Source organism: Thalassospira lohafexi, assembly GCF_002844275.1.
Lineage (GTDB): Bacteria > Pseudomonadota > Alphaproteobacteria > Rhodospirillales > Thalassospiraceae > Thalassospira > Thalassospira lohafexi.
The window spans coordinates 1-25,776 of record NZ_NXGX01000017.1 but is presented as its reverse complement, the minus strand read 5'-3'; the positions used below and the strand labels follow the sequence as shown (position 1 = coordinate 25,776).

The window sequence follows — 25,776 nt, the reverse complement described above, 5'->3', positions numbered from 1 at the left end:
CAGGTCCGACGAACGATCCGATGGACGGTTCAATGAACGATCCGACGAACGGCTCAAAGGCCGATCCAATGAACCATCCAAACGGCCGCCCTGCCCATTCCTCATACAAATACCATTTCGCCAAAAATCGACAAACCGGCACCCGTTGTCGGGATTACGCCCGCCCGTTGCCCATTATTCACCAAAAATGACTAATCAGATGAATTAAACAATATATCTGAATAAAAACCGGGCCGGAACAGCACCCCGTTCCGGCCCGATTTTACATTTTTAAAGTGCGATCTATTAACACATCACACTCGCCTCTGAACACCGTCGAGGAAAAGCATAGCTACGTGAGAGAAGAGACTCTTTTTTCAATAAAGCGAGGTGGCCAAAATGAAGTTGATTTTCTGTATGCTGCTCGCAGCAACTATCGGCACTGTAGCTTCACTTACTGCAAGCGCAGATTCTACAGACCCTAAACTAGTTGTATGTTCGGGGCAGGAATACTTCACAAACACCGGTGAAAACAACGGTGATGTTTTTCCCAATTTACATTGTGGTGACAGCTGGCTTACCTACAACAGTGACAAAGACAGTCTGGAGATCAAAATTGTCTCTGACGGTAAATTTTCAACGGAAAATGCGGCAACCGCATGCTTGGATGCCCAACGTTTAGGCGCGCGGAGCCTTTCCGATAGGATTGCACTCGCCTGCTTCGGTTACACAGGAGAGCCGTGCCTCCCCAACGCAATCCCACCAAATCCCTGCCTGAGCGGGAATTGAGAAAGACAGCCCCACCTAAAACACACATCGTCAAAGGATCTATCCGTTTGATTTTGCGGGATTGTTAAGTGCGGCTGCGTCTGGATCATACGCATCCAGACGCAGCTCATGCGATCAGCCCGCTCCGGCCCGCATGCCCGAGAACGACCGGGTAATCAGGCGCTGCAAAACGATAAAGCCAAACAGCAATGCCCCAATCATGATCTTGGTCCACCAGCTATTAAGCGACCCGTCAAACGCAATCAGCGTCTGGATCACACCCATGATGATCCCGCCAAAAAACGTCCCGATCACAAAGCCCATACCACCAGTCAAAAGGGTCCCGCCAATCACCACTGCGGCAATCGCATCAAGCTCCACACCCACCGCTGCCAACGGATAGGCAGATGCGGTGTAAAAGGCAAAAACAACACCGGAAAGTGCACTGAAAAAGCCTGACAATGCATAGACCCGAATGATCGTCGCATGCACCGGAGTCCCCAGCAATTCCGCCGATTGTCGGTCCCCGCCAATGGCATAGACATTGCGCCCGAACCGGGTGTAATGGGCAATGATGATCCCGCCAATCACAGTAAGAATCATCAACACCGCCGATGCCGTCAACCAGCCCCGTCCGGGCAGCGGAATTTTAAATCCGCTGAATTCCGACACAAAGGAATGGTCAATCGGAACAGAGTCCAGATTGATCAGGAAACACATCCCGCGCAGGAAAAACATGCCTGCCAGTGTGATGATAAACGGCTGAATATCAAACTTGGCAATCAGCACCCCCATAAGGGCCCCGAATGCCGATCCGACAATGATTGAAATCACTGCGGCCAACACCGGATGCATGCCAAACCCGGTGACAAGCTCGGCCATCAAAACCCCGACAAAGGCAATCATCGAGCCAACCGACAAATCAATCCCGCCCGACAGAATGACAAAGGTCATGCCAACGGCGGTAATGATCAAAAAGGCATTATCGGTCAGAAGCGCGCCCAGAACGTAGGTATCTGAAAAAGCACGATGTTCAAAAATCCCATAGCCATAGAGCAAGGCCAAAACAGCCAGGGTCGCGACCAGCGGGTAAAAGCGTTCATTAATTTTCATTGGATTTTCCCCGCGTCATCTTTCCCCATGCCAAACTGACAAGTTCACGCGATTTTGGTGCCTGCACCAGCAGTACCACCATCACGACAGCAGCCTTGACAATCAGGGTATATTGCGACGGCAGACCCGACAACAAAATGCCGGTGGTCAGGGACTGAATGATCAAAACCCCGATCACGGTCATGCCGATAAAGAACCGGCCGCCCATCAAAGACGCCCCGCCAATCACCACAGCCAAAATCGCATCCAGCTCAAGCCACAACCCGGCATTGTTGGCATCCGCCCCGCGAATGTCCGCAGCAATAATGATCCCGGCCACCGCCGAACACAGCCCCGCCGTGGCATAAGCCATCAGCTTAATACCGCGTGCGTCAATCCCGGCAACCCGGCTCGCACGCGCATTGCCGCCAACGGACTCAACAAACAGGCCAAGGGCGGTTTTCCGCATGATCAGATACAGCCCGCCAATGACAAAACCGGCAATGATCACACGCCACGGAATACCAAAAAGATACCCGCTGCCGATCCCTTCAAAGAACGCCCCGTGGAAGGTCACGATCTGACCGCCGGTGATCATCTGCGCGATACCACGCCCGGCCACCATCAGGATCAGGGTGGCAATAATCGGCTGAATATCAAGGAAGGCGACCAAAACGCCGTTCCAAAGCCCGCACAAAAGACCGGCCCCAAGCGCGGCCATAATGATCACGGCAGGATGCAGATCGGTATCGCGGATCAGAACCGCCATCACGGCCCCGGAAATCGCAATCACCGAGCCGACCGAAAGATCAATGCCGCGTGTGCCAATGACAACCGCCATCCCGACCGCAACAAGGGCGGTTGACGCCCCGCGATGAACCACATCAACAAGCGACCCATACAGATGCCCGTCAACAATGCGAACGTTAAAGAAGTCCGGCGAAATCACGCCAATGCCCAGAATAATCAGGACAAGGGCCGCAACCGGGCCAAACCACGGACGGCTTATTAAAGAAGATGCAGACATGATGCTGCTTTCCCGTACTTTCTTTTTGTCGTGTAAACTGCTCATCGTGCGATCGCCTCGATGATGTTTTCCTGCGTGATCTCGGCCCCTGTCAGTTCAGACACCTTTTCACGGTCACGCATCACCGCAACGCGGTCGGCAAAGGCAACGATTTCATCAAGCTCGGATGACGCCACCAGCAAAGCCAGCCCCTCGTCACAGAGTTCCTTGATCAATTTGATGATGTCGGCATGCGCACCAACATCAATGCCACGTGTTGGTTCATCAAGGATAAGCAGCAGCGGCTTGGACACCAGCCAGCGGGCCAGAATGACCTTTTGCTGATTGCCACCACTAAGCTGCCCGACGGGCTTTTCACTGTCAGGGGTGGCAATGCCCAGTGCCTTGATCATTTTGTCGGCAAGCTGTTGTTGCTCGGCGCGCGGGATTGGGCGCAGCCATCCACGGCGGCCCTGAAGGGCGAGCATGATGTTTTCGCGCACACTGAGTTCGGCCACAATGCCGTCCTGTTTGCGGTCTTCGGGACACAGGCCAAAGCCCGCCCGGATCGCATGGCGCGGGGACCGCAGCATCACCGGTTCCCCGTCCATAAAGACAAGGCCGCTGTCCGCCCGTTGTGTGCCAAATATCAGTTCGGAAAGCTCGGTCCGCCCCGACCCCAGCAAACCGGCAAGACCGACAATTTCACCGGCCTGAAGATCAAGACTGACCGGTTCAAGCACGCGCTTCTTGCCAAGGTTCTTGACCTGAATTTCACGTTTGGGTCCGGTATAGTTGCCTTCGTCCTGATGACGGTGCGCACTGACTTCGGCCAGTTCATGACCGAGCATATGATTGATCAGATCAATCTGTTCGAGTTCTTTGGTGACAAAGGTGCCGACCAACTCGCCATTGCGCAGGACCGTGATCCGATCGGTGACGGCATAGACCTGATCAAGGAAATGGGTAACAAAAACAATACCAAGCCCCTTGGCCTTAAGGTCGCGCATGATGCGAAACAGGCTTTTGATTTCTTCGGCATCGAGGCTTGCGGTCGGTTCATCCAAAATCAGAACCCGCGCATCAAGGGCGACCGCACGGGCAATCGCCACAAGTTGCTGAATGGCAACCGAATAGGAGCCCAATGGCCGGTGGATGTCGATATCAAGACCCAAGATTTCAAGCGCGGCCTTGGCATCTTCGTCGGTTTTTTTCCACGCAATCAGACCAAATTTACGGGTCTGGCGTTCCAGCATCAGGTTTTCGGCCACCGACAATGTCGGGATCAGATTGACTTCCTGAAAAACTGTGGAAATACCCAGCGCCTGTGCGTCGCCCGGGTGGTTTGGATGGATTTCTGTGCCGTTAAGTGTGACGGACCCGGCATCGCGCGGATGGACACCGGTGATCACCTTGATCAAGGTCGATTTGCCAGCCCCGTTTTCACCCAAAAGTGCGTGAATTTCGCCTTCGTGCAAATCAAAATCAACGTCCTGCAGGGCCTTGACCCCGGGAAAGAATTTCCCCGCCCCGCGGACTGAAAGCACCGTCTTGCCCGTTTGTTGGGGCTGTGTTGCCTGTGCCATATAAACGCCCTCTCCCTTTTGGTTCTGACTGCGCTAAAGCATTTTGTCTGTCATCTGCTTTAGCCTATATGCACCCGGACGCACCCCCACAATCGCGGGAGCACGTCCGACGCATTATCAGCCAGAATTCATCAGATCACCGTTCATAGCGTGATGCACGGATAACCTGATGACTGCACGTTACTTGCTGCGCATTTTGTATTCTTCAGCAGCAGTCGCCGGCAGGTAGAGCGGGCCATTTGCCTTGATCCATTTCGGAACTTCTTCACCAGCCATCGCTGCTTTGATCGCATCGAAGGACGGTGCACCCAAATGCGGGTTCAGCTCGATCGTGGCATTGGTATCGCCGTCAGCCATGGCTTTGAAGATATCAGGCACCGCATCGATCGATACGACAAGGATATCATCAGCCGGGTCAAGACCGGCTTCCTTGATGGCCTGAACGGCACCAAGTGCCATGTCATCATTGTGCGCATAGACCGCACAGATGTTTTTGCCGCCATCTTCGGCCTTCAGGAAGCTTTCCATGACTTCCTTACCACCCGAACGGGTGAAGTCACCCGACTGCGAACGGATGATGTTGATTGCCGGGAAGTTGCCGACAACGGATTCAAAACCTTCTTTGCGGTCATTGGCCGCAGACGACCCAACGGTGCCCTGCAGTTCAACAACATCACAAACACCGTTGGTTTCAGCAGCCAACCAAGCCGCAGCCAAGGCACCTTCGACGACGAAGTCAGAAGCCACTTTGGTCAGATACAGGTCTTCGTCCGCAGCAACGCCACGGTCCACCAGCACGACCGGAATACCGGCATCTTTGGCTTCTTTAAGAACCTGATCCCAACCGGTTTCAACAACCGGGGCCAGCAAGATACCGTCAACGCCCTGGGCGATGAAGGAACGAACTGCCTTGATCTGGTTTTCCTGTTTCTGCTGTGCATCAGAGAATTTCAGGTCAATGCCGCGTTTTTCGGCTTCAGCCTTGATCGATGCGGTTTCAGACGTACGCCAGCCACTTTCAGAACCGATCTGCGAAAAGCCGATCATCATTTCTGCCTGTGCGGCAAACGAAAGACCCAGTGCAACGCCAAGTGCGGCAGTTGATACGGCTAATTTTTTGAGACTCACCACGAGTTCCTCCCTAAGTGTGGTTTCTTGCTTAAAAGCCATATAGTAATACAATATGAGTTGAAGCGACTCAACCATATAGTTATTCGCTCATACACGGGATCGCTCCCCGCGATCCGAAACATGTGCTAAGCTCAACAAAAGCAAAGACTTCGGGAGTTGGAAATGTCGAATTCACCGCAATCCTCAAAGGTTGTACACCCCTCATCAGACACCCCTAAAGAAGGTGCAAATGCCCCCCGGCATGTGCTGCGCAGCGATCAGATTCGCGTCAGCCTTTCTGCGGTTGGCGCGCGGATGTGCGGGCTGTATCTGCGCGATGCCAGCAGCGGAAATGAAACCAACATTGCCGTCGGCCTGGAAAATGATCAGGCATATCTGGCGCAAGACAGCTATATCGGCGCGGTTTGCGGGCGTTACGCCAATCGAATTGCCAATTCGCGCTATACCGACCCGTCGGGCAAGGACGTCATTCTTTCGTCTAATGAAGGGCCGACACATCTGCATGGTGGCCAAATCGGCTTTGATAAAAAGACCTGGACGGTGAAGGATACCAGCGACACAAAAGTCTGCTTTGAGCTGACCTCAGACGATGGCGATCAGGGCTATCCGGGCAACTTCACCGCAACGGCAACCTATTCGGTCACAGCCCCCAATCGGCTACGCCTTGAAATCACCGCGACCTGTGATCAGCCCTGCCCGGTCAATATGACCAGCCATGCCTATTGGAACCTGTCGGGCGCGTTTGATAAAACAGCCGCCGACCATGTTTTACAGATCAATGCCGATGCGTGGCTGCCAATTGATGATCATTTGATCCCGCTTCCGGGCACCCGTGATGTTGCGGGAACCGGCTATGATTTCAGAAGTGCGGCACGGGTATCGGACATGCTGCCCCATGCGTCACAGGGCTTTGATCATAATTTCTGCCTGACCGGAGATCGCGGCACATTGCGCCAGATCGCCACCCTGTCTGATTCCGACAGTGGCCGGTCGATGAAACTGTTTTCAACCGAGGCTGGCCTGCAATTCTACCTCTGTCAGCATTTCACCGCCGACATGAAAACCGAGGACGGCGTTTCGCTTCACAAGTCGGCAGGCATCGCACTTGAACCCCAAACATGGCCCGACAGCCCCAACCGCCCGGATTTCCCGAGCCCGTGGCTTAAGCCCGGTGAGACGTATCGGCATGTGATTGAGTGGGAATTTTCCTAAGCGATAAGACCCGGTAAGAAGACCCCAAACCGTCGTTCCCGCGACGGCGGGAACCTCGTGCATACGGGCGTAAAACGCCTTATGAACCAGCGGGTCGAGATTCCGGGCTTGCGCTGCGCTCCACCCGGAATGACGGTTTTATAAGATCAGCAGATTGGTGTTTGGTGTTGCTGGCCTTCAACGCGCCCATCAAAGGGCCGCAACCGCCCCATCCGCGCGTGGATCGGTTGCCCCTTCCATCACACCATTGGGTTGCAACCTGATACCGCCTGCATGGCCCATGATGTCTTCATGGGGGCCGACGAGTTCGACCACATGCCCGGCTTTTTCAAGTTGATCGATCAGGGCCGGATCGAAACGATTTTCGAGCTTCAGGGAGGTGGTTTCATCGCCCCATGTTTTGCCAAGCAGCCAGCGCGGTTTGGTGATGGCGTCTTGCAGGTCCTGACCAAACATCACGTTACGGGTAAAGATCGCTGATTGGGTTTGCGGTTGGCCTTCCCCGCCCATGGTCCCAAAAGTGAGCACCGATCCATCGTTGAGTTTGGCCAGCGCCGGGTTCAGCGTATGGAATGGCAAGCGGCCCGGTCCGAGTTGGTTGGGGCCGTCATGCAAAGTGAAGCTGGCCCCGCGGTTTTGGAACAAAACGCCGGTTTCGGGGACAACAACACCCGATCCGAATTCCCAGAAAATGCTTTGGATATAGCTTACCGCAACCCCGTTGGCGTCAACCGCCCCCATCCAGATGGTATCGCCCGGTTTGGCGACATGCGGCCATGGCAAGGCGGTGCCCATATTGATTTTGGCGGCCTCGGCATCGAGCATCGCGTCAGTCAGAAGGTCCACCGGATCAATCGTCATCCGGTCCGGGTCGCCGATATGGGCATCACGTTTCAAAAAGGCGCGTTTAGTGGCCTCGATCAAGCCATGGATATGATCAAAACCGTCGGCACTCGTCACACCAAGACGGTCAAACAGGCCAAGGATCATGAGTGACGCTGCCCCTTGGGTGGGCGGCACCATGTTAAACACTGTGCCGGTCGCAAGTTTGACCGACAGCGGGGTGGTGACTTTGGCGTGATAGGTTTCAAAATCGGAAAGTCGCAGGGGACTGCCAACCGCAGACAGGCCGTTGGCATTGCTGCGCGCGACATCGCCGCGGTAAAAATCATCAAGTCCGACCTTGCCCAGATGGGCGAGCGTCGCGCCAAGGGCGGGTTGTTTTAGCACATCGCCAATGGCCGGAACGCCGTTGGCAGCATAAGTATCGACAAAGCCCGGTGAGCCTTTGAGTTCGGGCATTTTGGAATGCGTCAGTTCGACCTGCGATTTGGTCACCGGCACGCCGGTTTTGGCGTGATGGACCGCATCGGCCACCAGCCGTGCCATCGGAAGTGTGCCGCCCAACCCCTTGGCAATCTCAGCCGCCTTGATCCAGCCGCCAATCGCACCGGCCACGGTTAAGGCCGCCAGTGGCCCGCGTGCCGGGATCGCGGCCTTACCCTGTTCACGGTAAAAATCCGGGGTCGCCAGACCCGCCGCCCCGCCACAGGCGCGAATGGCCACCGGGTCCTTGCCCGGTTCGGAAATAAGCCAGAACCCATCACCGCCAATCGCATTCATATGCGGATAGACAACCGCAATACTGGCGGCCGCGGCGATCATCGCCTCAACCGCGTTGCCACCATCGCGCAAGATATCGCGGCCTGCCTGTGCGGCCAGATGATGCGGGGCGGTGATCATGCCCCCAAGGGCGGTTCTGGAACGTAACATTTAATCGGCCTCTACTCTTGCTTGCTTGGCGTCAACCGTCGGACATGCTGCACGTGGGTGCACAGCATGTCCGGGTATAGGCCCTGAGCCTAGTTCTAGCGCTGTTTTTAAAAACCGTTCAGCGCCTTTTCACATTGTAGAATAATCGCGTTACCACCCGATCAGATTGGGCAGCCAGCTTGTTAGTCCGGGGAAGATAAACAGCAAGACCAAGGCCAACGCCTGAATGCCGATAAACGGGATCACGCCGCGGTAAATATCGACCGTGGAGACCGATTTTGGCGCCACTCCCTTGAGGAAGAACAGCGCCCAGCCAAACGGCGGGGTCAAGAAGCTGGTTTGCAGGTTCATCGCCACCAGAATGGCCAGCCACGCCATATCAATCCCGCTGTTGATAAACACCGGCAAAAACATCGGAAGCGCGATATAGGAAATTTCGATCCATTCAAGGAAGAAACCCAGCACAAAGATCACGGCCATCATGAACAGAAGATTGCCCATATCACCACCGGGCACCCATTCAAACATGGCATGCACCAGCCCCTCGCCGCCCAGCCCGCGAAACGCCAGACCAAAGGGTTGCGCACAGATCAGGATAAAGAACACCATCGCACTGGTGACCAGAGTGTCATGCAAGACATCGCGCATCACAGACAGGTTCAACCGCCCCGCGACAAGGGCAAGAATGAGCGCGCCAAGTGCGCCCATAGAGGCGGCCTCTGTCGGGGCGGCGATGCCGCCAACGATGGAGCCCAAGACGGCAAAGACCAAGGCCAGAGGCGGAACAACAACCTTGCAGATTTTGACCAAAAGTTGCTGCGTGCCGAGCGCATCGCGTTCTTCCTTGGGGATGGCGGGCACCATGTCGGGTTTGAAAATACCGAGCAACACCAGATAAAGGGCCAGCATCCCGGCCAAAATCAATCCGGGTACCATGGCCGCAGCAAAAAGCGTTCCGACGGACTCACCCAGAATATCGGCAAGCAGGATCAGAACAAGGCTGGGTGGGATGATTTGGCCCAGCGTGCCCGATGCGCAAATCACGCCACAGGCAACGCCCTTGTTGTAACCACGGTTGATCAGCGGTTGTAGCGACAACAAGCCGACGGTGACGACCGTTGCACCGACAACGCCCGAAGATGCGCCCATCAAAACGCCGACAATGACAATCGCCAGCCCCATGCCGCCGCGCAGGCGTCCCATGGCATGGCCGATGACATCTATGAGTTCTTCGGCGAGTTTTGATTTTTCAAGCATCACCCCCATAAAGATGAAAAGCGGCAATGCCAGCAAAGTATAGTTGGTGACAACCCCGTAAACGCGGGCGGGCAGCAAGTTAAACAGGCCCGTGCCAAAGCCCATAATCCCAAAGGCCAATCCCGAAATCGCAAGCGAGATCGCCACAGGCACACCGAGCACGAGGAAGCCAAAAAAGCCCCCGACCATGCCGATGGCCAGCCATTCATTTCCGGTCATGATTGATTAGTCTCCTGCACCATTTTGCGCCACCACACCAGAGGTGCCGGGGGCATCAGATGCATCAAAGGCACGAGCGCCATCACTGGCGATGATTTGGCGATAATTGATCAGCCCTTGGGCAATCGCTTGTATGAACATCAAGCCAAAGCCAATCGGAATGAAGGATTTGAGCAAGAAGCGATACGGCAAGCCACCGGGATCGGGTGATCCTTCGCCCATCATAATCGATTGCCCGACATAGGGGATCGAAAACCAGATCAGGGCCGCGCCCAGAATGGCCATCAGGACGGCTGAAATCAGGTCAATGATCGCCTGAGCCCGGGGGCTCAGACGTTCATAGAGAAAATCGACCCGCACATGGCCGCCATGGCGCATGCCGTAAGCCATGCCCATCAGGGCAATCGGTGACACCAGATGCCATTCGAGTTCCTGCATTGCGACACTGCCGGAATTAAACAGATAGCGCAGCAACACGTTTCCGCCGACCACCAGTACAAGGGCAAGACCGCTTAAGGCTGCTCCCCATCCGGCGATGTCGACAATCCGGCCCAGAACACGGTCAAGAACAGGGGCCAAAACAGGGACCGGGAGCGGTTCAGTGCGGGTCGCAGTCATATCAGCTCATCCCGTCTTTCGATGAAATGATGCCGTGATACGGCTTTTCACTGATCGCGGCCCATTCGCGATGGGTATCGCGGAAGGCCATGAAGCTTTCGTGGACCTTCTTGGTCACCGGATCCTTGGCGGCCTCGGCCTCAAGGGTGTCCTTGGTGATGCCTTTGAGCTTGGTGACGACTTCATCAGGCAGGGTCTGCGCGATGACGCCGTAATTTTCCACCAGATCGCGCAAGGCAGCGGCATTGTTGGCTTCGCACCATGAATGGCTGTCAAGGTTACAGGCCTGTGCGGCGTTTTTGACAATCGCCTGAAGATCAGCCGGAAGGCTTTCCCAGGCTTTCTGATTGATCAGAAGCTCGGTCGCGTTGGACGGTTCGTGCCAGCCGGTGGTGTAGTAATATTTTGCTGCCTTTTGCAGACCCAGACGACGGTCCTGATAGGGGCCGACAAACTCGGCGGCATCAATGACACCACGTTCAAGTGCCGGGAAAATCTCCCCGCCCGGAAGCAGTTTCACCTCAACACCGATCTGCTGATAAACCTTACCGGCAAGACCGGGAATACGCATTTTCAGGCCGTTGAAATCTTCAAGGCTTTCGATTGGATTGCGGAACCAGCCGGTCATCTGAACGCCGGTATTGCCCATTGGAAACGCAATCAGGCCATACGGCTTATAGATTTCATGCCACAGATCAAGACCGCCCGCATGATAGAGCCATGCGTTCATGCCCTGAAAATTCAGGCCGAACGGAACGGTGGTGAAATACTGCGCGGCAAAGATTTTACCGGCCCAGAAATAGGCGTTGGCGGCATTCATTTCGACCGTTCCGGCCTGAACCGCATCGAACCCTTCAAGGGCCGGGATCAGTTCACCGGCGGCGAAATGCTGAATGTTCAGACGCCCATTGGACATTTCCGTCACACGTTTACAGAAATCTTCCGGGCTGCCTGGACCGGTGACATAAAATGGCGACCCCGGACCATAGGCGTTGGTCATTTTCCAGTTAAAGGTTTCCTGCGCGCGCGCAATGTTCGGAGCGGCGACAACAGCGGCCCCGGTTGCTGCTGCACCGATTGCCGACTTGGTGAGAAAGTCGCGGCGTTTAACATTTGTCATTGATGACTCCCTGATAGAGATAGCTATTTCAAAGAAAAGTAATCTCAACGGAATTTGATCCGCATTGTGTATACATCCTGCAACACACATGCCAATCCATGATTTTCAATGACTTAACAAAAAAACACTCTAAATTCAGCATCGTGATTGCACATTTTTTAAACTTTATATTGCAGTGCACTTTTTTATTGCACAATAATTGCGCAAAGCTTCGTGCGAAAAACATGCTTGTTTTCACAACCATTGCGATGCTTGGATTTACAGGAAATTATCGTGTATACATCATCTTCATAAGAAGCCTTCAAACCGCGCAATAAGGGTTTAAACGCCAGATGATTGAGCTTACCCAGTCGCTTGCCATGCAGTCGGCCCCATTAGAACCGTCTGATGGTGTTGGCATTGCACAGCAACTTTGTCAGACACTGGAAGATGATATCGTCACGGGTAAACTGCCGCCCGGTCAGCGGCTTGAAGAACCGCTTCTCGCCAAGCGGTTTGGCGTATCGCGCACCCCGGTCCGCGAGGCATTACAATTGCTGACGGCAAGTGAGCTTGCCGAAAAAATCCCCAACAAGGGGGTTTATGTTTCACTTGCCACCCCGGAACGTTTGACCGCGATGTTTGAAAGCATGGCCGAGCTTGAAGGCATGTGCGGGCGTCTGGCCGCCAAACGCATGACCAGCGGGGAGCGCCATAATCTTGATAAATTGCATCATGAATTGGCCGAAACCGTGCGCCTTGGCGACAGTGACGGGTATGAAACGCTTAACCGGGCGTTTCACAACACGTTGTATCGCGGCACACACAATGATGTTCTGGTCGATGTGACCTTATCGGTGCGCCGTCGCGTCGCCCCGTTCCGGCGCGTACAATTCACCAGCATGTCGCGGCTTGCCTCCTCGCACGCGGAACATCAGGGCATTGTCGATGCGATCCTGCGCGGCGATGTCAGCGTGGCCGAGCAACTGCTCTATGATCACATCATGGCCGTGCATGACATCAGTCAGGATTACCTCATCAGCCTGCGCGAGGCATCGCCCGCCAATGACATGCCAGCCTTCAAGTAAGACAAAACCATTGGCTGGGGTGCCCCATTCGTTTGGGAAACTGCGCCTAGCCAGCCATCCCCTTGTCAGTCTCTGGCGCGACTGATTGTCGGAGAAGAGCCACCGGTTGCAATCCACGGACGCCCATCAGCATCGACCGCAATCGAGCCTACCGGTGCATTATTGACTTCGTCAAAGCTGTCATTGGCACCATTCCATTTGCGCAAGGCACTATTGTTGGTGTCCCTGATATAGACCGTTCCGTTCGCGCCAACATCAATGGATGAGGCTTCCTGGCTTCCGCGTTTTGGCCGTACTTCAAAGCTCGATCCAGTCCACTGCCGGACCAGATTATCTTTATCGACAATCCAGATATCATTCCCCGGCCCGGCACCCGCCACATGAACCTGACTGAAGTTATTGAAACGTTTGAATTCTTCGGAATTTTCCGCCTTGCTATAGAGATAGGTGTCGCTGCCTGATCTAAACGTCACATAGACAGTCCCATCCGGTGCGACGGTGACTTCGCTCGGAGAAAACCCACTGACTGAATACTCCTTAACGACCTGATCCCGTTCACGGTAAAGCTCTGCGGTCATACTTGTGGCTATGGCCCAAACATCGCCATTTGGCGCGATATCAATGGCAGAAAAAGTGCGTGACGAATCCACCAGATTTGACGAGAACTGGACGAATTTTTTGCGCCTTTCGTCATATTTTTCAAACTCTTGGCTGCCACCGCCGATAATAACAGAGCCATCTGAGGCGGTTGCGACTTGCCCCGCGCTGGTTCTTTGATCCATCGGCACGGTTGTAAATCGCATGTTCTTTCGAAACACAATGCCGGATGCTTCAGTACTGACAACCTGTTCAGTTTCCCCCGTACCCACCGTGTCACCACTGGTGGCATTGGCAACCATAAGGTCAGAACCTTCGTCACGGTCAAAGAACTTTGAGGATAATGCGATCCCTTTGTCACTGACCACCCAAGGATATCCCATCGGACCAACCGCCACGCTGGCGGGCGTATGCCCCGGTGTCTGAACCCGATTGAATTTGCCGTCCTGATCCAGTCGCATCAGCAAATTATTGGTCGATACGATATAAACGCTGTTATCCGGTCCAACCGAAATTGACTTGGCCTTTTGCGCATAGACCTTGCACGGGTTGGTGTCACAGCGCGAAACAAGCCGATCGGATCGAACAATCCACGGCGTGCCATCAGGTCCGGCGGCAATCAAGGACGCCCCGGTTCCCGAAATCATTTCAAACCGGGTTTGTGCTTCGTTCAGGCGAAAAATCCTGCCCGCTGCATTGGTCAGCAAAACCGTCCCGTCATAGCCTGCGGATATGTCTGAGCCGGTTGCACCCGTGATCTGCTTCCATAGGGTTCCGGTATGGCGAAACACCCGCCCGAGTGCCGAAATGCCCCATGGATTGCCTTCGCGGTCCACAGTGATCCGCACCAATTCACCGGGAAAGCTTTCAAAATCGTTTCGCCGGTTCGACCACCGTAAAACCCCGCCCGCGCCATCAAGGCCAAAGACACTGCCATCCCCGCCAATCGCAAGTGATGCAGCAGATTTCAGTGTATTTACAAAGACAATCGCATCTGTTGTGGTGACGGTTACCGGATCGGTAAAGGTATCATTCCCGCCTGAACCGCCCCCTGATGAGGTTGTCTCGGTGTTGCTAGAATCTGGCACGACCACATCGGGAGCAACGGCAGATGGCGCGACATCAACGGGTGCTGCGGCGACCTCGGCAACGGCATCGGTTGCAACATTGACCGGTGGCTTGGCTTCTTTTGGACGAGGCACTGTCGCAGAAAGGTCGGTGGCCTCATCTGAGCTATCATCAATGGTGAGCCCGCCATTGGCGAATATCAGGCCATCATTTCGGACCGCCCAGATGTTGCCTTGCGGCGTTACGGCCAGACTGACAACATCCTTCACGCCATCGATAATTTCCCATCTTTTGCGCGCAGCCAACCAAATGCGGACAAGTCCCGCGTCATCGGCCATGGCGACAACATCCGTCGCACCAAAGGCAATGTCGCGTGCGCGCCCCGGATAGGTCCGCCAGACGTCACCGTCATAGGCACGCACCTTGGCCGCATCTGTGATCGCCCATGGCAGCCCGGATTTGCCAATGGCCAAGCGTTTTGCCGTTCCGGCAATCGGTTGCCATTCATTGCGCAAGGCATACCATTTCCAGATGTCGCCATTTATCTTGGCGATATAAACATTGCCCTGGGTATCAGCAGCAACATCGAGAACATCGACTTCACGCGGTTCCCACCACAATCCGTTATATTGTGATAGTTCCCCCAGCGCATTGATCGCCCAAGGGCGGTTGCCAATTGCGGCCGATATGCGGGCAAATTTGCCCGACATCTGCCGCCAGCGTTGTTCAGCCTTATCCCATCGCCATGGCACCCCGTCCAATCCGACGGAATAGGCCTGCCCGTCTTCATTGATCGCGATATCGACAGCCGTTCCGGGGAGTTGAACCCAAGAACTGGAATTGCCCTCTTGTGCAACGGCCAATCCGGCCCACAGGAACCATATCCCGGAAACAAGAACCCGAAAACAACGTTTCATTGGTCTATCCACCCTTGCTGTTACTTTGCCTGTCCATTGACTGGACTTCTATCCAAGGCCAGACTTTAGTTTTCAAGCAGCCGATCCCGTACAGATGCGATCATTTGTTGCGACTCAGGATTGCTTTGCCACGCATCAATCTGCACATCGCCAGCGCGGAATTCTTCAAAGAATGCCTTGCCTTCAAGCTGCTCGCGCAGAACATCAAATGTCGGTCGCGGGGTGTACCAATCCCCATGGCGTCGTTCGAGTTTGGCAAGTTCCTGTTCGAGTTCCGACAGCTCCCCATTTACCGCGGCACGGTCAGAGCCGCTCTGTCGGGTATAGACCGGTCGGCGCGGTGTCATCAGGATCAGGATGGAACGTTCGAATTCGCGTTCAACCCGCTGGGAGAAGAAATAATTCAGGCCCGGAATATCCATCAACCCCGGAACACCATCCGCCGATTTTGACGTTTCGCGTTCACTCAAGCCCCCCAGGATCAGGGTTTCACCAAACTTCATCGTCACGGTCGAGTTGACGTTGGTTTTGGTGGTATCAAGGCGGAATTCAAACACAACCGAATTTGACGGATCGGTCAAAAAGGTTCGTTCCGCAACAACATGCAGGCGGATCATGTCATTGGGCAGAATTTCAGGCGTAACCGCCAATTTCACACCGACTTCCTTCTGGACAGAAACACTATCCCCACTGCCCCCGGAAACGGCGGCGGCAAGAATTTCTGTTCCTGAAAAGAATTCCGAGGTTTCACCGGCCTGTGCCACAAGGCTTGGCTTGGCGAGAACCTGATTATTGGCATCCGCCGAATTGGCAATGTTAAGCGAATAGGTCACCGCGGGAATGCCGATCTGGCGGGTGATGGTCTGCGTACTTTCTTCAAGCCCGGTTCCCAGATAATCCTTGGTTTTTGTTGAACCATATCCCAACCCGGCCGCCCCGGTTAGCGGATCACCAAACTGCAATTGCAAACCATTGAGAAGATTGATGCCCCGTGAATCACGGACATCTTCCTGGGTTCCGATCAGAACCACATCAACCACGACCATCCCGGAATCAACAAATTCGGTCGGTGTATCGTCAATATTCTGCCCACCAAACGGGTCTTGCACGCTGCTGAACGGATCGGAAGGTTCCGTTGTCTGGCCGAACGGATTGCTGTCAAACGGGGATATTTCACCGTCACTTTCCGGTTCGACAAATGGCTCTCCGCTGAATTGGGCCTGAATGTATGTGCCTTCGCTTTCATAAAAGGACTGCCAGCCTTCAACACGCCGATCAAGGTCACGTGCGCGGTTCACATCCTTGATCACGTCGCGATACGTTGTAATGAACTCTTGGGCAGATGACCGGTCATCCATTGCCGAAAGTGCCAGTGCCGTCGCTTTGAGGATTGCCGGGTTTTCCCGTGATTCAGGGGAAATTTCCATCAAACGTTTCAATGCAGCGGCGGCCGTGCGTGGATCGCGGGAATAATAGGACGCCGATGCCAGACTGTATAAAACAGCAGGATCATCATTGTGATGAAGCGCAACGGCGGCAAAGTTTTCCTGCGCCAACGGATAGCGCCGCTGATCCATATAAAGCAGCCCAAGCTGATAGCGCGACGGCAGGTTGCCCGGATCAAATTTCAAAGATTGTTTGTAGCCCTGTTCGGCAAGCTCGAACTTTGATGCATCGCCCAGAACGCCCATCAAGTGATAGGTCAACCCGTTTAGAAATTGCAGATCCGGATTGGTCACATCAAGCTTAAGCGCCAAATTGATCAGTCTTGATGCTTCTTTGGCATTGCCCTGTTTCAGGAAATCGATGCTGTCACGCACCAGTGCCTGAATTGCGCTGTCTTCGGCGGGCATGCCCAAAACAGATTTGTTATATTCAAGCGGCTTGTCTATTGACATGACCACGCCAGATCGCGTTTGGCCCCCATCCATGCCCGTGGTTTGACACCCGACAAGTGCCAAAAGAGACACCCCCATCAAGGCATGACGACAAACGCGGCGACGTCCATGAACGGAACGCTGGTATGTAAACTGACGCAAAATGATATCCCCACCTATCAGCACCAATCAGTCGATGCCGACAATTTCCCCATGAAATCAGAAGCAATCCGGTCGACACTTTTGATGTGTTTTGACCGAACTGCTTCTGTTTAACTGTTGTTTGAATTAACCGGCATAAGTCCAAGGACGCCAAATCTGCGACTCAAACCTTTTGACTTTGCAGGGTTCCATTTTCACCACAGAGCCGATAGCAGGTTTCGCGTCTGCCACGGTCATGCACATGCGCCGTCCCGTCCCGACATATCGAATTTGTCCCACTTGATCGAGCCCCCAGGTCTTGAGGTTTGCGTTGGAACATTTGCGGATCCATACCGGGTCATTAACACCAAGTTGTTTGGCCTCGATGCTCAGACAATACTTGTCGACCACCACGAGTTCTCTGGTGCGGGCATTTGGAAATACCCATGGTGCTTCAGGCGTATTGCATTTGCCAAGGACAGCAACAAGACTGTCGCCTTCCTGCTTAACAAGGCAAAGCCCGGGGCTTGCGGTGAATTCAAGGCGGAACGTCCCGGGGACTTTGGCTTCCTGCTTTTTCAGACCATCGCTAAGGACTTTTGATTCAGCCGCAATTGCCGCCTTACCCCCATCATAGGCTGTGCCCCCGACAATAACCGGCATAACCGGCCCTGTTGACGCTGCAACAGTCCCACCTGCCTTGATCGAAGCAATCGCGCGGGCATAGTTCGCACTTGGGCGCGTATCACCGGCTGTCAGAGTGGTCCAGTGATACATCAACTGCTCATCACCGGCTTTTTCCTGTAGCAGAAGTGCTATGTCGACCGGGCGGCTGGCAATCGATTCAGCTTGGCGTATTTTGCCTTCGGCGGCTTCGATCTTGATGAACTTGTCGAGTTCCATGGCAAGGGTAATTGCCGTGGTGACTGCGGTCATTACCGGACCTGATGCACCGGTTACCAAGCGGGTCATGGTGACCGAGATTTTGCCCAGCGGCGTGACGATCGTGGTCAGGACTTTGGTACTTTGTGTCGCTGCTTTAGCTGCTTGGCCAGCAATTGCGGTCCCCGCCTTGGTTCCTGCTTTTACTGCAACTCTGCGATACGGGAACACAGCCTTGAAGGTTCGCAGGAAAAACGTGACTCCAACACCACTTCCAAGCGTGCCGGCCATTGAACCGGCTTGCAAAGTAGCAGAGAGAACCTCGTTGAAATTTGGCGGTTCAGTAACTGAACCTGCAAATGCCAACATGTTGTGACTGCTGTTTTCTGCGAATTCGAGTTCTTTTGTCTTTTGCCAGTTGTCAAATAATTGACGGAGCTGCGATGCAAGGAATTGACGGTTCCACTGAATTTGTTTTCCGACATCTTCAAGCAGTCGTTTTTCAAGTGCAGTCCGTTGTCCCGGCGCGGTTGCTGCTGCTGTCATCAGGCGCTTGGCAATCAAAGCGGACAGTGCTTCACTACGCCATGGTTCATTTTCAATCAGCAACCATTCGGTATTGGACAATTCTTCGAGGGTCGTGTCATCAAGTTCAAGCACGGCCTCCGCAATGATCTCGTCAATTTCTGTGCGATCACGCACCAGTTCAAGTGCCAATTCCTCGACCGCCGGGCTCAGGCCAAACAAACCCGGCATGTCCCGATTTGGCGAAATCCACTTCATTTCGGTCGCCTTGCAGGCTTTGGAACTTTTTACCGAGAAGCTTGTCCGAAGGTAGGTATCAGGACAAGACCAGCAGGTCCCGCCATCGATAAAATCGAAAATCTGACCTGCAGGACAGGTCAACGCGGTAATTTTCGTCGCCGGCAAGAAATCAATGGTTTTCACGCAGGCATTTTTTCCGGTAACTGCATTTGCCGTACGGTTGAAACCTTCCGGGCAGCTCCAGCATTCGCCGCCATTGCGTGGATCGGTAAATGAGTCTTGCGGGCAGGCCCGTCCTTCGAACGTGGCACTAACGGCCTTTTTCAGAACCATGCCGCATGCGTTCCATTTATCAACAGATGCCGCAGTACGACCATATCCTTTTGGGCAGGACCAGCACTCACCGCCATTGCGTTTGTCAAGGAACGAACCAGCCGGGCATTCCTTTTTGCCAAGAAACGTCGCGCTCACAAGCTGCTTTACGCCGGTTGGCTTGTCACAGGCCTTCTCACCACTGATGCTTTTTGCGTTGCGGTTATATCCGTCAGGGCAGGCATAACAGGTCCATGTTCCCAAATCGAAAAAGGATCCATCCGGGCATTTGCCGACAGCCTTTGACTGAAACTTCGCAGACACGCGTCCGCACGGTTCTTGCAGATTACCGCGTTTATCAACGCCGCCGCATTCGGGCCCTCCTTGCAAGTTCTTCCATTGCGGACTTGCATGCGCCGGTTGATCCATCACGATCATCATCAACAGGGCGAGCAACAGCAACCCCGCATAGCTTAATATTGGCGTCAGTCTTCTTATCTGCATGCCCGAACCCTTCTTGCTTTTTTACTTTTGCATCCGGGTTGAGGTTCCCGCATGGCGAATGTCACGCAGGGAACAACGCATTAAAATTCTGCCCCTCCCCGTCCTATACGGCAGGATTACGCAGAAGCATGGAATGAAACCAGAAGGAATAAAGGCAGCATGTCGATTAACGACCATAAGTGGATAGGCAATGCACAAAAGTGGATAGCCCTACACTTTTTACGGCAATAACTTAGCAGCATGCACGTTGAATTTAGCGGCGACGATTAAGCGTCGCGGAGGGAGAAACACCGAAATGCAGCGTATAGCTTTGTGCGAACCGTCCGGCATGCACAAATCCCCATTTGCGGGCGACGCTGGCAATCGTTGTTCCAGGTGCGGCTGCAAGCAACTCATTGTGCGCGCGGTTCAGACGCACCATCTTGACATAGGCCATCGGCGCCATGCCGAAAGTCTCGTTAAATCCAACCTGAAGCGTGCGATACCCGCACCCGACATGCGCCAGTAAATCCACCAGTTGGATCGAATGTTCTGCATGTTCATGAATATAGTCGCGGGCACGTTTGACCTGACGCGGCATCGCAATACCCGATGGCCGGTCATGAAGAATTTCCGAATAGGAATTAGGCAGCAACATCAGGATATTGGTCAGAAGCACATCGCGGAGTTCCTTAAGAATGACCCCGTTCTTCGTATCGTGAAGCGGTCCGTCAAGGGCATTGGCGATATAATGCAGTGTATTGGACACATGCGCCCCGCCCGGGGATGTCAAATCAAGTGCCGTGTCAAACACCAGATCATTGCGAAAAACGTCCTGCCCGGTCAGGGCAAAGGCATGTTTGCGCAAGGTATCGACAGGAAGCTTTGCCCCAAGGGCTGCGAAATTGTCTTCTATGGCATTCATCGGTATGCGCATGTTGCGCATCATGCCCTGTTTGGCCGACACTTCGAACTCTTGGCCGCCATGCTTGACCTTGCCGTGGCCCCTGTTCACAAACAGCAAAAACAGGTCGTTATCTTCGGTTGCAGGTGCTTTGATCGTAACGCGGTCCGGGCCGAAGGACGCGCCAAGCAAATCAATATCGGCAAGTGACGCGGCTTGAATGGAAATGTCGGCTGTTGCTTTTTTACCGAGCAGGTCAAACTCATCAATGCTGTTCATTTCCGCGAGGAAAGCCTGCGTCTGATCCAGGCTTTTTGACGCAAAGACCTGATGGTTTTTAAGATAGCTCACCGGTTTAATCCTGTTTGATACGACCAAGATATGCCGGAGCTTCCATCAAAAAGCCGATTGTGTCCCGAGTTGTCAGGACATCAACAGAAAATCCGTACCGGGAATATATTCCTTTATTTCATCAGAAGAAACAAATGGATGTTTAAAACATGCAATTACATCACAAATCGCGCGCCGATGTCCGCAGCATCCGGTTCAGGACGCGATCAAGTGAAACCTTACCGCCGCCTGAAAACACCAAAATGCTCAGCACAGCCAGCCACAGCAACCGCTGATCAATCAGCTCTGTCGGCAGCCCATTGGCAAGGCTGCCCAAAGCCGCCCCGTGGAATGCAACATCAACACCAGTTTGCACCACCACAAATCCGATCATGCCAACAGCCGAAAGCCGGGTAAGCAGCCCGAGTGCGATCAGAAAAGGCAGGATGAACTCGGCAAATGTTCCGGCCCATACAATCAAATGCCATGGGAAAAACGGGATGGCGGCCGTGTCATAAAGATACTGTTCGGCAATCGGTGGCAGGATCTGGGCAAAGGCACCGGCACTGAGCGCGCCACCATCAATCTTGGTCAGGGCACTGTTGGAATAGTAGGGCAGCAACAGCACGGCAAACAGAACGCGCGCCACAAGACCAAGATGATCCCGACCAACCCGACCTTCCAGACAGCCGACCATGTGATCATAATGGGCGATCCACTTTGCTTTTAGGTTATCGACCATGCTGTTCTCCCGTGCATGATATCGCACGCAATGCACCGCTTAGCAGCAGGTCAGCAAAGCACTGCGTGATATCGAAAGTGTGATTAACTTCTGATGCCCTATCGACAGCATCTTCAACGGTCGCGCAATCCCAAAGGACTGCCCGGCAAAACGCGGCAGCGTCAGGGGATAACACCTGCATCTGAAGCGACATTGCCGGTCGGGTTACCAAGATGGCTTCGGGTTGATTGAGGATGCTTTTGGCAGGCACCTGACCGTCTTGTGGGTTCTGCATTTGCCAGATGCTCATGACCGGATGATCAGAGATCACCAATCGGCATGCCGGATGGGCAGCAAAGGTCATTTGACCAATATCCGCCTCGCATCCAGCAAGGTCGGCAGCGGCAAGTGGCGGCGTATCACAGGCATGCAAGGCCTCCAGCCGGGCGCGCTCCAAACGGGCGATGTCAGCCAGATAGGCAATGCCACGCGCGGCATCATAATTGGCAATAAAATCGGCAAACCCGTCGCCATATAGCGCTAGACTGCCGGGACGTTTATGCTCGGATGCAATGAAATCGCGGGCAAGGGTGGCAAAAAAATCAGCGCCAACCAGCTTTTTAACTGTCGGATAGGCCGCGGCCAGAGCATCACCCAATCCACGGTGCACATTGTTGCGGTAAATGGCAAAGCGATGGGCTGCTTTGGCGGGAAAACCATCGGGTACGCCGCCGGGCTGCGGGCGGAACAAGGCATTGCTGAACCCGTCATAAAACGGTTTAAGGTTGCTCATGACGCCATCTCGGGCGCGCGTGATCGCACCGCGTTCAATCGCGTGTCGGCCAGGGCGGCTTCGTGCTGCAAAACCGGCCATGATGGCACATCATTATCCCATTCAATCAGGGTTGGTTTTGGACCAATCCGGGCAATCAACCGGTCAAACAGCGCCCAGACCGGATCGGCCACGGGCCGGGAATGGGTATCAATCAAAATGCTATCCTGATCATTGGCATCACGCTCATGCCCGGCAAGATGGATTTCCCCGACCAAATCGGCGGGAATACCATCGACAAAGGCCTCTGCGTCAAAACCCAGATTATGGGCGGATATGTAAATGTTGTTTACATCAATCAGTAAACCACAGCCGCTGCGGCGCGCCGCCTCGGTGATGAAGTCCAGTTCCGAAATCGAATTTTGCGGTAAGGGCAAATAAGACGTCGGGTTTTCAATCAGAATACGACGGCCAATATGGCTTTGCACCATATCAATCGCGGCAACCAACTGATCAAGGGATGTTTTTGTCATCGGGGTCGGCAAAAGGTCGGCCATATACAGACCTTCATGCGATGACCAAGCAATATGTTCGGAGACCATGGCGGGGTTGAACCGGTCCACCAGACGCTTAAGATCGGCCAGATGACGCGCATCAAGCGGATCTCCGCCGCCCAGTGACAGCCCAACCCCATGCATGGACACAGGATACTGCGCGCACACATCTGCCAGCATTGCCAAACGTGGTCCGCCAGCCACCATGTAGTTTTCAGGATGGATTTCAAACCAGCCAACGGATGCATTCCCATCAAGAATGTCACTGGCATGTTCGGCCTTGAAGCCGACACCGGCACATGCGGGCAGATGTGTCATGGAACCCTCTATCAAATAAAACAGAGTTGCATCGCGCGCGTGCTCTTATCCCTTCGGAAGGTCACGATCGAGACGATCAAGGCTTCCGGAAACAGCACGGCCATCTGCCGTGGTAAAGCTCATATCTTCACAGGTCCCCGCCGGCACCAGTTTCCAGGCATTGCCTTGATAATCGACTGTCGAGGTCCCGGCACAGGTCGTCCCCGGTCCGGCAGCACAATCATTCTGTCCTGCCGTTGAAACGCCGTAGCATTTCTCTTTGGCACCTTGTGCTGCGGCCTGCTGGGTTGCGGCTAATGATACTGCGGCGGTCAATGCTGCGCCCAAAATCAATGCATTTTTCATCGTTTAATCCCTTCGGTTGAAACCTGATCACCAGGCTGCGGTGATGTTTTCAGCCTACGGGGCGGGGAATGCCGGGTCACTGCACCATTCACACACGGGCCATCAAAGGAACGTGAGGCAGCATTGTCTTGTTTTCACATATTTGTGAAGCGAAACACCAATCCTGCGTCAATCTCATATCCCCTGAAGATAGCCTTCTTCCCGCTTAGAACCGTGGGCTGCGCAGGCCTAGACCAAGCACGATCATGCGGGTCACGAATGCCCCGATTACCGTGATGATGACAGCAAAAAAGATGTCGGAAATTTCCGCCAGCGGACCATGACGCCAGAAAAAGAACGACAGGGTAAAACCCCATAACAGGGGGATTTCTGCGTAAAACGATGTCTTGAGTGCTGGATTGTGTTTATCAGCGCGCACCACATCTCGAATGATCCCGCCCCCCGCGCCGGTTAACATCGCGAGGATCGGCCCCCAAAGCAGGATCGGGGTGCTGTTCATGGTGACCGCGACATAAACGCCGGTCACGGTAAAGGCCGCCAGCCCGACGGCATCGGAAATCTCGACAACATTACCAACTGTCATGATCCGCCGCCACCCGGTTCGCGCCACCGGTCGTGCTATGGTGTCGTTTGTGCCGTTAGCATCGCCTGCCGACACCCCGATCCCGAACCTGTCGATCACGAAATAGGTCAGATAGCCCATTAGGACCGTCGCAATCACCAGCAACACCCCATTGGGGGCCTGCATGATCCCGATGGGCTCGCGCCCGGTGATCAAATCACGGACAACACCACCCCCGACACCGGGCAATGCCGCCAGAACGAAGGCGCCAAAGATGCTGTATTTTTCACGCCGGGCCAGCAAAACACCGGAAATAGCAAAAGCCACCGTGCCAAGATAATCAAGGGCGGTGAACCATATCCCGCTCAGCGCAATGCCAAACCGTATCGGCGAGATAAAAGCGTTCTGGATTGCGGTATATTCGCCGTCCTTCTGAAGAACATTCAATTCAGCATTGAAATCTTCGACCACCGAGGGATCGACCGTCTTTTTGGCAAAGATCGCATGTACAGCCCCGGCAAAAACCGGCAGCGAATGGCGGTCCACCAGATCCCCATAGCCATCGCGGATCAGGGCGGCCTCGACAAAAAGCTGATCAGACAGCAAGGCATCAATCCGGCCATCGGCCAGATTTTGCAGGGCTTTTTCGACATTCTCATAGCGGATCACGCGATCACCGGGCAGGCCTGCCAGCGCATCATCAACCTTGGCCCCATAGGAATAACCATCGAGAATGCCGATCTGGCCGTTACGGGTCGCAATGTTTTCAACCAGTTGCGCAAAGCTGCTGCTGTTATGGGCGATCTCAGCGCCGGACTGGAAAAAGGCAGAATCGGTTTCGGTGCGGTAAGGATCAGAAAACAGGGCATACTCCTGACGCAACGCAATGTCATAGGCGCCAAGTGCCATATCAATCTTGCCATCCCGCAGGTCTTCTTGAATTTGCGCCCAGCTTGAGGCGACAAAATTGACCGTATAGCCGCGCCGTTCGAAAATCTTTCGGGTCAGTTCGATATCAAGACCGGTCAGACTTTCCGTCCCGTGTCGCATATGCAGATATTGATAGGGATGGGATGGATACCAACCGACCGTGATGTGTTTTTCTTCGGGTTTTGCCCCTTGCGCCAAACTGTCGCGCGCCAGCACACCACATGTTACGGCCAGTAAAATCGCCAACATCACGCTATACCGGGCTAAACCGGCTCGCCAGATCCAAACAGATATTCTCGCCACCTTAAGCGCCCCCACACACGATCATGATGCCTGTTGCTGGCCCCCAGTTGTTCCCACTCGGCCCCAAAGCCCAAGGCATTATCATATGCTTATTTACAGAATGCAGAAACGACAAAACCCCCGACCAGTTAAGGTCGAGGGTTTTAAAATTCGTTGGATAGGGAGTG

21 protein-coding genes are annotated in these 25,776 nt (G+C 54.1%); 4 read left to right on the top strand and 17 right to left on the bottom strand.

Annotation, left to right across the window (positions count from 1 at the left end):
• Window positions 1–191: hypothetical protein (locus tag COO92_RS22215; RefSeq protein WP_206186459.1), on the top strand; the 191-nt coding region annotated here is incomplete at its 5' end.
• Window positions 192–378: 187 nt separating this feature from the next.
• Complete coding sequence (locus tag COO92_RS21990; RefSeq protein ID WP_133125117.1) at window positions 379–768, top strand: hypothetical protein; 390 nt, start codon at window positions 379–381, stop codon at window positions 766–768.
• Between the two features lie 114 nt (window positions 769–882).
• On the opposite strand, the gene yjfF is transcribed toward COO92_RS21990, so the two are convergent.
• The 4 genes from yjfF to COO92_RS21795 form a co-directional block, all read right to left on the bottom strand.
• Window positions 883–1,860 (bottom strand): galactofuranose ABC transporter, permease protein YjfF, encoded by a 978-nt coding sequence (gene yjfF / locus COO92_RS21810; protein ID WP_101305044.1) that lies wholly within the window; start codon window positions 1,858–1,860, stop codon window positions 883–885.
• Window positions 1,850–2,866, bottom strand: coding sequence for an ABC transporter permease (locus COO92_RS21805; RefSeq protein WP_101305046.1), 1,017 nt, complete (start codon window positions 2,864–2,866; stop codon window positions 1,850–1,852). Before COO92_RS21805 ends, yjfF begins: the two co-directional genes overlap by 11 nt.
• A 41-nt stretch (window positions 2,867–2,907) precedes the next feature.
• The gene (locus COO92_RS21800) at window positions 2,908–4,431 is read right to left on the bottom strand and encodes a sugar ABC transporter ATP-binding protein (RefSeq protein WP_101305043.1); all 1,524 of its coding nucleotides are present in this window, start codon (window positions 4,429–4,431) and stop codon (window positions 2,908–2,910) included.
• Between the two features lie 180 nt (window positions 4,432–4,611).
• Entirely contained in the window at window positions 4,612–5,562 is a 951-nt protein-coding gene (locus COO92_RS21795; RefSeq protein ID WP_022732557.1) for an ABC transporter substrate-binding protein, read from the bottom strand.
• A gap of 162 nt (window positions 5,563–5,724) precedes the next feature.
• Between COO92_RS21795 and COO92_RS21790 the strand changes: the two genes are divergently transcribed.
• The gene (locus COO92_RS21790) at window positions 5,725–6,774 is read left to right on the top strand and encodes an aldose epimerase family protein (protein ID WP_101305042.1); all 1,050 of its coding nucleotides are present in this window, start codon (window positions 5,725–5,727) and stop codon (window positions 6,772–6,774) included.
• A 189-nt stretch (window positions 6,775–6,963) separates the two neighbouring features.
• Here COO92_RS21790 and COO92_RS21785 read toward each other — a convergent pair whose 3' ends face one another.
• From COO92_RS21785 to COO92_RS21770, 4 genes are all read right to left on the bottom strand, one after another.
• Window positions 6,964–8,547, bottom strand: a complete 1,584-nt coding sequence (locus COO92_RS21785) for a gamma-glutamyltransferase family protein (RefSeq protein ID WP_101305041.1) — start codon at window positions 8,545–8,547, stop codon at window positions 6,964–6,966.
• Window positions 8,548–8,697: 150 nt separating this feature from the next.
• Complete coding sequence (locus tag COO92_RS21780; protein ID WP_101305040.1) at window positions 8,698–10,023, bottom strand: TRAP transporter large permease; 1,326 nt, start codon at window positions 10,021–10,023, stop codon at window positions 8,698–8,700.
• A 6-nt stretch (window positions 10,024–10,029) separates the two neighbouring features.
• Window positions 10,030–10,641: a TRAP transporter small permease subunit gene (locus COO92_RS21775; protein WP_101305039.1), complete on the bottom strand. Its 612-nt coding sequence runs from the start codon at window positions 10,639–10,641 to the stop codon at window positions 10,030–10,032.
• Window position 10,642: 1 nt separating this feature from the next.
• Window positions 10,643–11,761, bottom strand: a complete 1,119-nt coding sequence (locus COO92_RS21770; RefSeq protein WP_101305038.1) for a TRAP transporter substrate-binding protein — start codon at window positions 11,759–11,761, stop codon at window positions 10,643–10,645.
• Between the two features lie 332 nt (window positions 11,762–12,093).
• Here COO92_RS21770 and COO92_RS21765 point away from each other — a divergent pair, with 332 nt between their 5' ends.
• Complete coding sequence (locus COO92_RS21765) at window positions 12,094–12,828, top strand: GntR family transcriptional regulator (RefSeq protein WP_101305037.1); 735 nt, start codon at window positions 12,094–12,096, stop codon at window positions 12,826–12,828.
• A gap of 65 nt (window positions 12,829–12,893) precedes the next feature.
• On the opposite strand, the gene COO92_RS21760 is transcribed toward COO92_RS21765, so the two are convergent.
• From COO92_RS21760 to COO92_RS21720, 9 genes are all read right to left on the bottom strand, one after another.
• Window positions 12,894–15,410, bottom strand: coding sequence for an NHL repeat-containing protein (locus COO92_RS21760; RefSeq protein ID WP_101305036.1), 2,517 nt, complete (start codon window positions 15,408–15,410; stop codon window positions 12,894–12,896).
• A 65-nt stretch (window positions 15,411–15,475) separates the two neighbouring features.
• Window positions 15,476–17,449 carry a hypothetical protein gene (locus COO92_RS21755; RefSeq protein WP_133125116.1) on the bottom strand — a complete coding sequence of 658 codons (1,974 nt, stop codon included), beginning with the start codon at window positions 17,447–17,449 and terminating at the stop codon, window positions 15,476–15,478.
• Between the two features lie 126 nt (window positions 17,450–17,575).
• Complete coding sequence (locus COO92_RS21750) at window positions 17,576–19,891, bottom strand: ricin-type beta-trefoil lectin domain protein (RefSeq protein WP_133125115.1); 2,316 nt, start codon at window positions 19,889–19,891, stop codon at window positions 17,576–17,578.
• A 253-nt stretch (window positions 19,892–20,144) separates the two neighbouring features.
• The gene (locus tag COO92_RS21745; protein ID WP_101305033.1) at window positions 20,145–21,125 is read right to left on the bottom strand and encodes a helix-turn-helix domain-containing protein; all 981 of its coding nucleotides are present in this window, start codon (window positions 21,123–21,125) and stop codon (window positions 20,145–20,147) included.
• Between the two features lie 160 nt (window positions 21,126–21,285).
• Window positions 21,286–21,846, bottom strand: coding sequence for a DoxX family protein (locus COO92_RS21740; protein ID WP_240626557.1), 561 nt, complete (start codon window positions 21,844–21,846; stop codon window positions 21,286–21,288).
• Entirely contained in the window at window positions 21,836–22,618 is a 783-nt protein-coding gene (locus tag COO92_RS21735; RefSeq protein WP_165792427.1) for an HvfC/BufC N-terminal domain-containing protein, read from the bottom strand. The genes COO92_RS21740 and COO92_RS21735 overlap by 11 nt, the downstream gene beginning before the upstream one ends.
• The gene (gene bufB, locus COO92_RS21730) at window positions 22,615–23,469 is read right to left on the bottom strand and encodes an MNIO family bufferin maturase (RefSeq protein ID WP_101305031.1); all 855 of its coding nucleotides are present in this window, start codon (window positions 23,467–23,469) and stop codon (window positions 22,615–22,617) included. Before bufB ends, COO92_RS21735 begins: the two co-directional genes overlap by 4 nt.
• A gap of 45 nt (window positions 23,470–23,514) precedes the next feature.
• Window positions 23,515–23,814, bottom strand: a complete 300-nt coding sequence (locus COO92_RS21725; RefSeq protein ID WP_101305030.1) for a BufA1 family periplasmic bufferin-type metallophore — start codon at window positions 23,812–23,814, stop codon at window positions 23,515–23,517.
• 205 nt (window positions 23,815–24,019) lie between these two features.
• A complete protein-coding gene (locus COO92_RS21720; protein ID WP_101305029.1) occupies window positions 24,020–25,555 on the bottom strand; it encodes a TRIC cation channel family protein in 1,536 nt (511 codons plus the stop codon).
• Window positions 25,556–25,776: the final 221 nt, after the last annotated feature.